The organism is Promicromonospora sp. NPDC110617, assembly GCF_055598465.1.
Window position 1 is genome coordinate 1,390,799 of sequence record NZ_JBVKBM010000002.1, and the last position, 12,779, is coordinate 1,403,577.

General features: G+C 73.8%; 12 protein-coding genes. 6 read left to right on the forward strand and 6 right to left on the reverse strand.

All coding sequences use genetic code 11. The annotated features are described in order from the left end of the window. The first annotated feature begins 132 nt into the window (after positions 1–132). Together rpmB and ACZ7LE_RS16995 are read left to right on the forward strand one after the other, a co-directional pair. Positions 133–330, forward strand: a complete 198-nt coding sequence (rpmB, locus tag ACZ7LE_RS16990) for a 50S ribosomal protein L28 (protein WP_119143026.1) — start codon at positions 133–135, stop codon at positions 328–330. A 152-nt stretch (positions 331–482) separates the two neighbouring features. Further along, positions 483–992 carry a GNAT family N-acetyltransferase gene (locus ACZ7LE_RS16995; RefSeq protein ID WP_377227809.1) on the forward strand — a complete coding sequence of 170 codons (510 nt, stop codon included), beginning with the start codon at positions 483–485 and terminating at the stop codon, positions 990–992. 17 nt (positions 993–1,009) lie between these two features. Here the strand turns inward: ACZ7LE_RS16995 and ACZ7LE_RS17000 are convergent, their stop codons facing one another. Then, entirely contained in the window at positions 1,010–2,080 is a 1,071-nt protein-coding gene (locus ACZ7LE_RS17000) for a thiamine-phosphate kinase (RefSeq protein WP_470404412.1), read from the reverse strand. Positions 2,081–2,205: 125 nt separating this feature from the next. Here ACZ7LE_RS17000 and ACZ7LE_RS17005 point away from each other — a divergent pair, with 125 nt between their 5' ends. Further along, positions 2,206–2,697, forward strand: coding sequence for a DUF3515 domain-containing protein (locus ACZ7LE_RS17005; protein WP_470404413.1), 492 nt, complete (start codon positions 2,206–2,208; stop codon positions 2,695–2,697). Between the two features lie 8 nt (positions 2,698–2,705). After that, positions 2,706–3,473: a TetR/AcrR family transcriptional regulator gene (locus tag ACZ7LE_RS17010; protein ID WP_470404414.1), complete on the forward strand. Its 768-nt coding sequence runs from the start codon at positions 2,706–2,708 to the stop codon at positions 3,471–3,473. Between the two features lie 28 nt (positions 3,474–3,501). Here ACZ7LE_RS17010 and ACZ7LE_RS17015 read toward each other — a convergent pair whose 3' ends face one another. The 4 genes from ACZ7LE_RS17015 to ACZ7LE_RS17030 form a co-directional block, all read right to left on the reverse strand. Continuing rightward, positions 3,502–4,035 carry a hypothetical protein gene (locus ACZ7LE_RS17015; protein WP_470404415.1) on the reverse strand — a complete coding sequence of 178 codons (534 nt, stop codon included), beginning with the start codon at positions 4,033–4,035 and terminating at the stop codon, positions 3,502–3,504. 87 nt (positions 4,036–4,122) lie between these two features. Continuing rightward, positions 4,123–5,304, reverse strand: coding sequence for a D-alanine--D-alanine ligase family protein (locus tag ACZ7LE_RS17020; RefSeq protein WP_470404416.1), 1,182 nt, complete (start codon positions 5,302–5,304; stop codon positions 4,123–4,125). A gap of 24 nt (positions 5,305–5,328) precedes the next feature. Next, on the reverse strand, positions 5,329–6,915 hold the full coding sequence (locus tag ACZ7LE_RS17025) for an AMP-binding protein (RefSeq protein ID WP_470404417.1): 1,587 nt from the start codon (positions 6,913–6,915) through the stop codon (positions 5,329–5,331). 37 nt (positions 6,916–6,952) lie between these two features. Further along, positions 6,953–8,656: an aldehyde dehydrogenase family protein gene (locus ACZ7LE_RS17030; protein ID WP_470404418.1), complete on the reverse strand. Its 1,704-nt coding sequence runs from the start codon at positions 8,654–8,656 to the stop codon at positions 6,953–6,955. A gap of 194 nt (positions 8,657–8,850) precedes the next feature. On the opposite strand from ACZ7LE_RS17030, the gene ACZ7LE_RS17035 reads away from it, so the two are divergent. Both ACZ7LE_RS17035 and ACZ7LE_RS17040 read left to right on the forward strand, forming a co-directional pair. Beyond that, positions 8,851–10,137 carry a PucR family transcriptional regulator gene (locus tag ACZ7LE_RS17035; protein WP_470404419.1) on the forward strand — a complete coding sequence of 429 codons (1,287 nt, stop codon included), beginning with the start codon at positions 8,851–8,853 and terminating at the stop codon, positions 10,135–10,137. Positions 10,138–10,146: 9 nt separating this feature from the next. Further along, positions 10,147–11,322: an acyl-CoA dehydrogenase family protein gene (locus ACZ7LE_RS17040; protein ID WP_470404420.1), complete on the forward strand. Its 1,176-nt coding sequence runs from the start codon at positions 10,147–10,149 to the stop codon at positions 11,320–11,322. A gap of 131 nt (positions 11,323–11,453) precedes the next feature. Here ACZ7LE_RS17040 and ACZ7LE_RS17045 read toward each other — a convergent pair whose 3' ends face one another. Further along, the gene (locus tag ACZ7LE_RS17045; protein ID WP_470404421.1) at positions 11,454–12,665 is read right to left on the reverse strand and encodes a trans-sulfuration enzyme family protein; all 1,212 of its coding nucleotides are present in this window, start codon (positions 12,663–12,665) and stop codon (positions 11,454–11,456) included. Between the last annotated feature and the right edge of the window lie 114 nt (positions 12,666–12,779).

Genomic DNA, 12,779 nt, shown 5'->3' on the forward strand with positions numbered 1-12,779 from the left:
CAGGTACTCTGTCGAAGTTGCCTGGAACGCCAAGAAGCGTTGATTGCTCCGAAGTCTCCAGGCGTTCCCTTTAGACCACCATCACGTCGTGCTGTCGTTATGCACAGGCGTGCACGACATTCAGGAGACACCGTGGCTGCCAACTGCGACGTCTGCGGCAAGGGCCCGGGCTTCGGGCACAGCGTTTCGCACTCCCACATCCGCACCAAGCGCCGCTGGAACCCGAACATCCAGCGCGTCCGCGCGATCGTGGGCGGGACTCCCAAGCGCGTCAACGTGTGCACCTCCTGCCTCAAGGCCGGCAAGGTCACGCGCAAGGTCTCGGCCTGACGCTGCCGCAGCCGGGTCGCTGACGCGACCCGCACATGCTTGACGAAGACGCTCGCCGGTTCGCCCGGCGGGCGTCTTCGACGTTTCCAGAACCTTCATCCGGTACCAAAGAAGTGGTTGCGCAGGGCCCCGCACGGTGAAAAGGTAAGGTCATGATGGCACCGGAAGACGTGACCATCCGCCCAGCAACGACGACCGACGCCGAAGCTATCGCTCGTGTCGACATCGCCTCTTGGCGTGGTGCTTACTCAGAGATCCTGTCCGACTCCTACCTGGCCTCGCTCGACATCACCGACCGGGCCGGGCAGTGGACGGCGGCGGTGACCGCGCGAGATACCACTGTTCTCGTCGCCGAGGACGAGAGCGGGCCCATCGGGTTCACCAGCGTGGGGCCGTCCCGCGACGAGGACGCCGAACCGGGCGACCTGGAGATCTACGCCATCTACCTGCACCCGCGCGTCTGGGGCAGCGGCGTGGCACGCGACCTCATGCGCACCGTGCTCGACGGCCTGCACTCGGGCTCCGTGACGCTCTGGATCCTGGAGGGCAACGAGCGCGCGCAGCACTTCTACCGGCGGCACGGGTTCCAGCACGACGGCACCGAGCGCATCGACGAGATCGGCGGCCAGCCGCTCACGCAGCTCCGGTTCCGCAAGCGCTGAGCTCGGCGCTGCCGGCCTCACGCCCGGAAGTGGTCCCAGCCCGGCCCGACGTCGGGCGCCGCGCCGCCGATGGTGACGGCCGGGACCGCCCCGCCCAGCTCCTGCACCCGCCCGACGGCGGTCCAGCCCGCCGGCAGCGGCACCTCGGCCGGGAACGTGGCGAGCAGCCCGTGGTCCTCTCCCCCGCCCCAGATCCAGCCGTCGAGCACGCCGTCGACGTCGGACCGGTCGGGTCCCCACCCGGGGTCGCCCAGGCCCGACGCCGCGGCGACCGCCCGCGCGGCCGAGCGCAGCTCCGCCCGGTCGGCGGGGAACGCGTCGACGTCGAGGTCGATCCGCACGCCGCTCGCGGCGGCGAGCCGCCCGGCGTCGCGGAGCAGGCCGTCGGAGAGGTCGAGCATCGCCGTCGCCCCCGCCTCGGCGGCCGCGACACCCGCGGCGAGCGGCGGCTCGGGCCGCAGGTGCGCGGACACCAGCCGCTCCCACGCGTCCTCCAGCAGCACACCCTCGCTGACCTCCAGCGGTACCGGGGACGGCGGCTCCTTGACCAGCCCCACCTCCAGGAGCGCCAGCCCGGCCGCCGACCACCCGCGCACCCCCGCGTGCGCGACGACGTCGCCCGGCCGCGCGCCCGACCTGAGCACCGGCGGGCGTCCTTCCAGGTCACCGTGCACGGTGACGCTCACGACCAGGCAGGGGCCGCCGGACAGGTCGCCGCCCACGGCGCCCGCACCGGCCGGCGCGCAGCCGTCGGCCAGCCCCCGGGCCAGCCCCGTCACCCACTCCACGTCGGTGTCGCCGGGCACCACCAGGGACGTGACCAGCGCCGTCGGCCGGGCGCCCATCGCCGCGATGTCGGCGAGGTTCTGCGCGGCGGCACGCCGTCCGACGTCGTACCCCGTGGACCAGCGCGCGCGGAAGTGGCGGTCCTCGACGAGCACGTCCGTGGACACCACGAACCGTCCGTCGGGGGCGGCGAGCACGGCGGCGTCGTCGCCCGGGCCGAGCAGCGTGGCGCTCCCCCGGGGCAGGAGGGGGAGGATGCGTTCGAGGATCTGCTCCTCGGAGAGGTCACGGACGCGGGTCACTGGAAGACCTTAAGGTGCCGCCCCGCTCCGGCGCGGCATCCGGACCGGCGCGCGGGGCGCGCTCCGGCACGCACCCCGGGCGGGCGCCGGGGCGGGCACGCTCCCCAGGCGGGTAACGTATCTCCGTGCTTCCCGCCCGAATCGTCACCCCCCGGACCGTCGCCGTGCTGGCCGCCGCCGCCCTCACCGCCGTGGCCCTGGGCGGCTGCGCGCGGACGATCGGGGTGGAGGTGGCGCCTGACGCCGCCGACCCGCTGTGCGCGGAGGTGCTGCTCGCCGTGCCCGACGAGCTCGGCGAGGACCTGCCCAAGGTGCCGACCGACGCGCAGGCCACGGCGGCCTGGGGCGAGCCGGGCGGCGCCGTCACGATGCGCTGCGGCGTGGAGCAGCTCGGCCCGTCCAGGGACTGCCAGCACGTGGACTCGGGCGACGGGACCACCGTCGACTGGATCGTCACGACCGACGACGAGGGCACCTGGTCGTTCGTCACCTACGGCCGCGACCCCGCCGTCGAGGTGATCGTCCCGCCTGCTGTCACCGACGACCACTCGACGTCGTTCATCGCCGACCTCGCCGGCGCGGTGTCCCAGGTACCTGCCACGAAGGAGTGTCAGTGAGCCCTGCCGTGAGAGAACGACCCACCACGGGGCAGCCGGCGACCGTGGACGCGGAACCGCCCGTCCAGTCCCGGCGGGAGCGCCTGCGTGACGAGCTGCACCGCGAGGTGCTCGACGCGGCCCGGCACCAGCTCGCGGGGCAGCACGGCCTGAGCAAGCTCACGATGGCCGCGATCGCCAAGGAGGTCGGCGTCACGCCGCCCGCGCTGTACCGGCACTTCGAGAACCGGCAGGACGTCATCGCGCAGCTCTGCGTGCTGATCGTCGAGGAGGTGCTGGACACGCTCGGCACCGCTGTCGCCCGGCAGGAGCCCGGCGACGTCGCCGCGGCGCTCGTCGCCTCGACCCGGGCCTCGCTCGACTGGGCGGTCCGCAACCCGGCGGAGTTCGACCTGGTCATCGGCTCGGGCATCAGCTCCGAGCTGCCCGAGAGCCACGACCTGCAGCGCCGCATGGCGGAGATGATCGGCGGCCACTACGTGCCGCTGTTCCGCGAGCTGGCCGCCTCCGGCGTCCCGTACCTGGCCGACGACGAGCTCGACGCCGAGCTGGCCGGGCAGGTGGGCCGGTACCGCGACGCCGTGGGCGGGCAGGACCTGCCGCTCGGCGTCGCCCACCTGATGGTGACGAGCTGGCGGCAGGTGTACGGCCTGCAGTGCATGGCCGTGTACGGGCACCAGGAGTTCGCGTTCGGCGACCACGTGGCGCTGCACGAGGACCTCGTGTCCTCGCTGCTGGTGCGGTTCGGCCTGGACCCGCACCCGACGGTCCGCTGAGCACCGTCCGCTGAAGCCGCCCGGCCGCTCAGCGCACCATCGAGTCGCGCCCCGCCTCCAGCGTGTGCAGCGAGTCGGCGTTCGAGATGAGCTGGATGCTGCCGTGGTAGGAGATCGACGGGTCCTTCATCGCCGCGCCCACCAGCTCGGCCAGCGCGGCGAGGTGCCGGTCGTCGTGCGCGCAGATGCGGTGCACGTGCTGGGAGGCCGTGACCATCTGCAGGGCGAACACCGGGTACCTCCAGATCGGCTTCCAGAACGCGGTGCGCTGCCACACCCGGGTGGCGGGCCACGCGAGGCCCGCGCAGGCCGTGGCGAACGCCGCCTCCCAGGGGATGTCGTCGGCCCCCGCCATACGGAGCAGCAGCAGGACCACCGCCGCGATGCAGAACGGGTAGGCCACCTGGTTGGCCCACGCCCCGATGGGCTGCGGCTTGGCCACCCGGATGACCTCGAGCCGCATCACGTTCCCGAGGGCGAAGGAGGTCAGCCCGATGCTGAGCACCCCGTTCGCCACCCGCACGTCGCGCACCGCGTAGCTGTAGCGAGGCTCGCCCAGCATCCTGCCTCCTCGAGCGCCCTCGTCTCGAGCGCCATCGCACCACCGGCCGGACGGTCCCGGCCCTGGTCAGAGGCAGGGTACAGGCGATCAGCGCAGGCCGGTGGGCCGTTCGAGGGCGAGCTGGATCAGCTCGTCGATCAGCTCCGGATAGGGCACGCCGGACGCGTCCCACATGCGCGGGTACATCGAGAACGGCGTGAAGCCCGGCATGGTGTTGATCTCGTTGACGACCACCTCGTCGTCGGGCGTGACGAACACGTCCACGCGGGACAGGCCCTCGGCGCCCACGGCCTCGAAGGTCCGCACGGCGATCTCCTGGACCTCCTTGATGACGTGGTCCGGCAGGTCGGCCGGGCAGGTGAGCTGCACCGCGGACTCGTCGAAGTACTTGGCCTCGTAGTCGTAGAAGCCGTTCTTGGTCTCGTCCGTGACCACGATCTCGCCCGGCAGGGACGCCCGCGGGCGCTCCCCGCCGCGGCCGCCGAGCACCGCGCACTCGATCTCGCGGCCCACGATGCCGGCCTCGACGATGACCTTGGGGTCGTGCCGGCGCGCCTCGGCGACGGCGGCGTCCAGCTCGTCCAGCGAGTCCACGCGGGAGACGCCGAGCGAGGAGCCCGCGCGGGCCGGCTTGACGAACAGGGGCAGCCCCAGGGGCTCGATCGTCTGCAGCACCACGTCGCGGCGGACGTCCCAGTCGCCCGGCTTGATCACGGCGTACGGGCCGATCGGCAGGCCGTGGCCGGCGAACACCATCTTCATGAAGTGCTTGTCCATGCCGACGGCGGACGCCAGCACGCCGGACCCGACGTACCGCGCGTCGGCGAGCTCCAGGAGGCCCTGGACGGTGCCGTCCTCGCCGTACGGGCCGTGCAGCAGCGGGAACACCACGTCGACGTCCGCCAGGGCGGACGGGACCTGGCCCGGCTCCATGACGCGCAGCGCGGAGTCGCCCACGGTCAGCGGGAGCACGACCTCGGCGTCGGACGCCGGGACCTCGGCCGCCTTGCCGTCGGTGATCGCCCAGCGCTCGGGCTCGTCGGCCGCGATGACCCACTGGCCCTTCGGGGTGATGCCCACGGGCACCACCTCGTACTTGGAGCGGTCGATCGCGCTCATGACGCCGCCGGCGGTGGCGACGGAGATCCCGTGCTCGCCGGAGCGGCCGCCGAACAGGATCACGACGCGGGTCTTGCGGGCAGCGCCCGGCGTCGGCACGAGGTTCGTGGAATCCCCGGCGGAGGCTGGTTCTGGAGTGTGGTGCGACATCGCGCCCGACCCTACCGGACCCGGCTACCCCGCCGTGGCCCGCAGGTCCTTGCGCAGGATCTTGCCGGACGCCGACTTGGGCACCGCCTCGATGAACTCCACCGAGCGCACCTTCTTGTACGGGGCCACCTGCTCGGCGACGAACGCGATGACCTCGGCCTCGGTCAGCGAAGCCCCGGCCACCGGCACGACGAACGCCTTCGGGATCTCGCCGGCCTCCTCGTCGGGCAGCCCGATGACGGCGACGTCCGCGACCTGCGGGTGGGAGAGCAGCAACGCCTCCAGCTCCGCGGGCGGCACCTGGTAGCCCTTGTACTTGATGAGTTCCTTGAGCCGGTCCACGACCTGGAACACGCCCCCGGAGTCGACCGTGACGATGTCCCCCGTGTGCAGGAACCCGTCCGGCTCCAGCGTCTCCGCCGTCGCCTCGGGGTTGCCGAGGTAGCCGACCATGACGTTCGGCCCGCGACACAGCAGCTCGCCGGGTCCGGAGACGCCGTCGGCGGGCTGCTCGATCTCCGCGCCCGTCGCCGGGTCGACGATCCGGGCCTCCATACCCGCCACCAGCAGCCCCACCGACCCGGACGGGATGTCCGCGCGGTCGAACGGGATGCAGTGCGAGACCGGCGACATCTCCGTCATGCCGTAGCCCTGCAGCACCCGCACGTGCTCGCCGAGCCGGTCGCGCACGGCGCCCGCGAGGCTCTCGCCGAACGGCGCGGCCCCCGAGAGCACGGCCCGCACGCTGGACACGTCGTAGGAGTCGACCAGCGGGTGCTTCGCCAGCGCGAGCGCGATGGGCGGCGCCACGAACAGGAACGTCGCGCGGTGCTCCTGGATCACGCCCAGGTACTGGGCGAGGTCGAACCGGGGCAGCGTCACGAGCCGGGCGCGGGTGCGGAGGGCCAGGTTGAGCAGCACCGTCATGCCGTAGATGTGGAAGAACGGCAGCACGCACGGCACCACGTCGTCGCGCCCCACGCCGATGGCCATGGACTGCTCCACGTTCGCCACGAGGTTGGTGTGCGTGAGCATCACGCCCTTGGGGCGGCCCGTCGTGCCCGACGAGTACGGCAGCACCGCGAGGTGCGTCGCCGGGTCGAACGTCACGTCGGGGGCGGGGTGGGGGTCGGCGAGGAGATCGGCCAGCGACGTGTGGCCGGGAGCGCCGTCGAGCACCACGACCTGGTCGCCGCCGAGGCCCGCGTCCCGGGCCCCGGCCTCCCCCGCCGGCAGCAGCGCGGAGACGGTGATCAGGAGCCGCGCGCCGGAGTCGGCGAGCTGGTTGGTGATCTCCGGAGCGCTGGACAGCGCGTTGACGGTGGTCACGGTGACCCCGGCGCGCAGCAGGCCGTGGAACACCGTCACGTAGGCCGGGACGTTCGGCGCGTGCAGGGCGACGACGTCGCCCACCCCGAACCCCCGCGCCGCGACGGCCCCCGCCACCGCGTCGATCTGGTCCCGCAGGGCGCGGAACGTCGTGGCCGCCCCGCTGACGCCGTCGACCACCGCGACGCGCTCCAGCTCCGCGTCCGTGATCGTGCCGAACAGGTACTCGTACACGCTGATGGGCGGGATCTCCACGTCGGGCAGCGGGCTGCGGATCACCATCGTCGGTCTCCCTCGGTTCGTCAGGCGCGGCAGGTCGTCAGGCGCGGAACGCGGCGAGCAGGACCGGCACCAACCGCCCCCACGACGGCGCTGCCGCGTAGCGGGTGAGCTGCCGGCCCGTGTCGGTCACGCTCCGGGACCCACTGAACCACGGCGGCTTCGGGAAGAGCGAGAGCTCGCCGTGCAGCACGCTGCGCGGGAACGGGCGGAACGGGCCGGTCACCACGGTCCGCTCGGGTCCGGACAGCAGGTTCCCGTTGTGCACCACGTCGATCCCGGAGCCGACGTCGGCCACCGTGTGCCCCGGGAACGCGCCCCAGGTCGCGCCCGGCAGCAGGAAACCCACGCCGGTCCACGCGTTGATCGCGACCGTGCCGTAGCGCAGGTCGGCGATCGTGTCGTCGAACGCGGTGCCCATCGCCCGGCGGTCCTGCGGCCGCACCACCACGTTGGCGCCCAGGGTGCCGTACAGGGAGTCGTTGGCGAAGCCGACGGCGGCGCGCAGGAACTCGGCGCCCGTGCCCGGAAGCTGCGTCCACGCCAGCACCGGCGCGAAGTACTCGTCGGAGCATGCCGGGTCGCCGGGGGCGACCTCCATGAGGATCCGGCCCGCCAGGTGCTCGGCGTCCGGGTGCGTGTCGTCGGCGCGGGCGACCTTGTCCGCGGTGCCGGGGTACCAGGGGTCGCGGGCGGGCATCCGCGCGAGCGCGGCGCGGAGCTCGGCGAGGAAGTCGTCCTTCTGCGGCCAGTCCGCCGACAGCACCACGACCTGGCCCGCGATGCAGTTGTGTCCCGCGTTGTGCAGCCGCATCGAGACCAGATGCTCGGCCTGGAACCGCAGGTCGGCGGCGCTCCACCGTCCGGGCACCACGATCATCGGCGCGACGCCGCCCAGCTCGCTCGTGATCGGCACCTTGAGCCGGGGGTCGTCGGCCGCCCGGCGCAGCTCGGCCTCGTCACCGGTGCCCCACACGATCGCGTCGTGCGTCGCGGCGGAGCCGGTGATGTGCACCTTGTCGATGCCGGGGTGCCGCGTCAGGTAGGCCCCGACGGCGCCGTCCCCGGTGACGACCCGGACCGCGCCGACCTCGATCAGGGGCGCGAGCGCCCGGCGGTAGACGTCGAGCAGCGCGCCGAACGTCGGGTTGAGCTTCACGATGGAGGCGCGGTTGTGCGCCACGAGCTCGTAGAACGCGTCCAGCGGGGCGATCGACGAGATGTTGCCCGCGCCCAGCACGAGCCCCACCCCGCCGTACTCGCCGACCTTGCCGGCGCCCAGCCCTGCCTCGGTGCGCACCTGGTGCTCGCCCACGCCCGGCGGCATCCAGACCTCGGCCCGGAACCCGTTGAACAGCACCCACTCCTGGGCGTTGCGCGGGAGCACCCGGACCGCCACGCGGCCGCCCGGGGCGGTGCCGACCCGCAGGCCCTCGGCCGGCGACCGGCCCGCCGCGAGCGCCTCGTACGAGCGCGCGTACGACGCGGCGCTCTCCAGCGCCCCGTACGGTCCGGTCATCCACTCCTCGCCCGCGTACGGCGCGGACGGGTCGACGTGCTTGGCCCGGCCGGCGACGGTGGCCCACTCGTGGGCGACGTCGACGACGGCAGCGTGGACCTGCCGGAACAGCGCCGCCCGCTCCGCGACGGGCAGCTGCGCCCACCGCTCCGCGCCGACCTTGAGCTCGTCGACCGCCTGGTCGAGCTCGCGCTCGGTGGTGGCCTGCGCGTCCGTCACGCTCATCCGCTGTCTCCTTCGACCGCACTCTGCCTGCTTGGCACGCTGCCTGGTCTGCCTGCTCGACCAACGCGCCGATCCTCGCTGACCGGCGCTCCAATAGCCTAGGGGTCGGAGCCGGTCCAGGGCGAGACCCCGTCGCGCCCTTTACATTTCGACCTTCGATGCACAACCAGGACACCGCGACTAGGCTGCCTGGCATGTCGGACATCGCCGCGACTGGGCGTCATGACCTCCGCGACGCCCTGGATCTGCTGAGCGAACAGGTGGCCGACGGCATCCTGCACGCCGAGCCGGTGTACAGCGAGACCCTGCTCCCCGCCGCCGTCGTGCAGCCGCTGGTCCGGGCGAACGTCGCGGAGATCCTCACCGCCCTCGCCGGTGAGACCTCGTCGCTCGCGCCCGCCCGGGAGACCGGCCGGGTCACGGCCGCCGAGGGCATCCAGCTCGACCTGCTCCAGGACGCCTACCGGCTGGCCGGGCTGCGCATCTGGGAGGAGCTCGCCCGGCGGCTGCGCCACCAGTCCGACACCGGCGCCCTGTTGCGGGCCTCCTCGCGGGTCTGGTCCGCGATCGACCGCTCGTCGAACGTCGCGGTCCGGAGCCACCTGGAGGCCGCGGCGGGCTTCGGCGAGAGCATGGCCCGCACCGAGCTGCTGCGCGGGATCCTGACCGGCGTCGTCCAGGACCTCGAGACCGCGCGGCGCGCCCTCGGGCTGCCCGCGGACGTGATGCTGGTGGTTGCCGTCACGGCGCAGGGTCCGGCATCGGGCGGGGTACCGGGTTCGGCGGCGGGTGGGGCACGAGGTCCGAGGTCCGGCGCGACGTCGGCCGCGGCGTCCGACGCCCTGTCCGACGCCGCGTCGGACGCCGCCCGGGTGACCACCCGCTGGCTGATCCACGAGGGGGATCGGCTCACCCTCGTGGCCGCCCCCACGTCACCGGAGGCCCAGGAGGCGCTGGCCGGCCTCGCCACCGGCACCCGGACCGGCGCGAGCCGCCCGTTCACCCGCCTCGCCGACGCGCCCGCCGCCCTCGCCCAGGCCCGCACCGCGGTGCGGTCCCTGGCCCCGGGCCAGGCCGGGCTCTCGTGCTTCGGCGACCGCCCGCTGGACGCGCTCCTGGCCGCCGACGACGAGCGCGCCGGCGAGCTCGCCCTCGCCGTCCTCGGCGGGCTCCGCGAGCGCGACCCCCGGGACGAGGAGCTGCTGCTGGCCACCGTCGAGGCGTGGTTCGAGCACGGCGGGTCCGGCACCCGGGCCGCCGCGGCGCTGCACTGCCACCGCAACACGGTGCTCAACCGGCTGGCGCGCGTCGCCGACCTGACCGGCCGCGACGTCAACGACCCGCGCGCCGCCGCCGAGCTCTACGCGGCCGTGCGCGCCCGCCGGCTGCAACCCACCGTTCTCGGCACAATTCACCCTGCGGCGATACTCACCGCACTTCCAGCCGAAAACCAGCACCGCCCCGGCCCCTCCCAGGGTTAGCCTCGTGGCGTGACCGATCTACTGTCCGGCGAGCTGCTTGCCGACATTCGCGAACGTGCCGCCGACTACGACCGGGACAACGCCTTCTTCGCCGAGGACCTGGCCGACCTCCAGGCCTCCGGCTACCTCGGCGCGATGGTCCCGACGGCCCTCGGCGGCGGCGGGCTCACCCTGCGCGAGACCGCCCACGAGCAGGCGCGTCTGGCCGCGCACGCGCCGGCGACGGCACTGGCCGTGAACATGCACCACGTCTGGGTCGGCGTGGGCCGCTACCTGCACGAGCGCGGCGACTCGTCGCTGGACTGGCTGCTGCGGGAGGCGGCATCCGGCGAGGTGTTCGGCTTCGGTTACTCCGAGCCGGGCAACGACCTGGTGCTGCTCGGCTCGCGCACGGAGGCCCGGCCCGACGGCTCGGGCGGGTACACGTTCCACGGCCGGAAGATCTTCACCTCCAACTCCCCCGCCTGGACGCGGCTGGGCGTGCTCGGCCTCGAGAAGACGGGCGTGCTGCGCGGTCGCAACGGCGCGCCGCGCCTGGTGCACGCCTTCGTCACCCGCGAGGGCGGCGGGTTCCAGATCCTCGACGACTGGGACACCCTCGGCATGCGCGCCTCCCAGTCGCGCTCCACGCTGCTCGACGGCGCCCACGCGCCCGCCGACCGCGTGCTGCGCCTCCTGCCGCCCGGCCCGTCGCTGGACCCGTACGTGCTGGGCATCTTCACGTCGTTCGAGGTGCTGCTGTCGTCGGTGTACGCGGGGATCGCGGACCGGGCGCTGGAGCTCGCGGTCGAGACCGTGCACAAGCGCACGTCGATGAAGACCGGCAAGACCTACGCACAGGACCCCGACGTCCGGCGCCGCATCGCCGACATGGCGCTCGCCCAGGACAGCGTCTGGCTCCAGCTCGACGGGATCACCCGGGACCTCGACGCGTCGGCGGCGGACCCCACGCTGGACCGCGGCGCGGGCTGGTTCCGGGCCACCGCCGGGCTCAAGGTGCGGGTCACCGAGGCCGCCCGCGAGGTCGTCGACCAGGCCGTGCGGGTCTCCGGCGGCTCCACGTACTTCAACGGCTCGGAGCTGGGCCGCCTGTACCGGGACGTGCTGGCGGGCATCTTCCACCCGTCCAGCGACGACGCCGCCCACGCCACGGTGGCCCAGTCCCTCCTCGGCCCGCTGGAGTAACCGGGTCGCGGTGAGCGCGGCAACAGGGCGACGCCAGGTGGTCGGCAGGATGTCAGGTGGTCGGCAGCTCGAGTTGCCGACCACCTGACATCCTGCCGACCACCCGACCTCTTACCGACCACCGCGGCCGGTCAGGCGCGGAGCGCCGCGTCCAGGTCCTGCCAGAGGTCCTCCACGTCCTCGATGCCGACCGACAGGCGCAGCAGGTCCTCCGGGACGGTGTGCGCCTCGGTGCCCCAGCGGCGGCGGCGCTCCAGCATCGACTCGACGCCGCCCAGCGAGGTGGCGGGCAGCCACAGGTGGACGGCGTCCACGACGGCGTCGGCCCGCTCGACGGCGGTCGGTCCCGTCCCGGCGGCCGCCGCGTCCCCCGCACCCGGCCGGGGCCGGGGCCGGACGCCGATGATCGCGCCGAACCCGTTCATCTGCGTCTTCGCGCGCTCGTGCCCCGGGTCGCCGGGCAGCGAGGGGTGCCGCACCTCGGCGACCTCCGGGTGCTCCGCGAGGCGCCGGGCCAGCTCGGCCGCGCTCGCCTGGGCCCGCTCGAACCGCAGCGCGAGGGTGCGCAGCCCGCGCAGCGCGAGCCACACCTCGAACGGCCCGGCGATCGCGCCGTGCAGCGTGCGGTGCTCGCGCAGCGTCGCGGCCAGGTCGGCGTCGCGCGTGACGACGGCGCCGAGCACGACGTCGGAGTGGCCTGCGAGGTACTTGGTCACGGAGTGCAGCACGATGTCGGCGCCGAGCTCCAGCGGACGCTGCCCGAGCGGCGTCGCGAACGTGTTGTCCACGACCGAGCGCACCCCGGCCGCCCGCGCGGCGGCGAGGACGGCGGGCAGGTCGGCGACCTCCAGCATCGGGTTGGTGGGCGACTCGGCCAGGAAGAGGTCGGCGCCCTCCAGCGCGGCCACCACGGCGTCGGTGTCCGCGATGTCCACGTACCGCAGCGTCACGCCGTGCCGCTCGGAGATCTGGCGCGCCAGCACCATGCCCGCCTGGTAGGCGTGCCGCGGCAGCACGAGTGTGCCGCCGTCGGGCACCAGGGAGAAGACCGCGGCGATCGCGGCCATGCCGGACGAGAACACGAGCGCCTCGCCCGGCTCCCCCGCGCCCGCCTCCAGGGCGGCCAGCGCCGACTCGAACGGGTGCCAGGCGTCGTTGTCGCCGCGCGCGTAGGAGAGCTCGCCGGAGGTGACCACGCCGCGCGACACGTACGTCGAGTTCAGCGGCACGGACGGGTTGATGTGCCCGCCCTGCTCGCGCGCCGGGCGTCCGGCGGCGACGACGAGGGTGGCGGGGGCGAGCCCGGTGTGCTGCGCGGCGGTCTGCTCAGGGGTGGTGCTCATGGTCCGGAGAATACGACCGCCCCGCGGCCGGCGCCTCGGCCGTCCGCAGGGCGACCTGTCAGACCCCGGCGACCTGTCAGACCCACAGGTCACCCGCGTGTCCTGTGGTCTGAC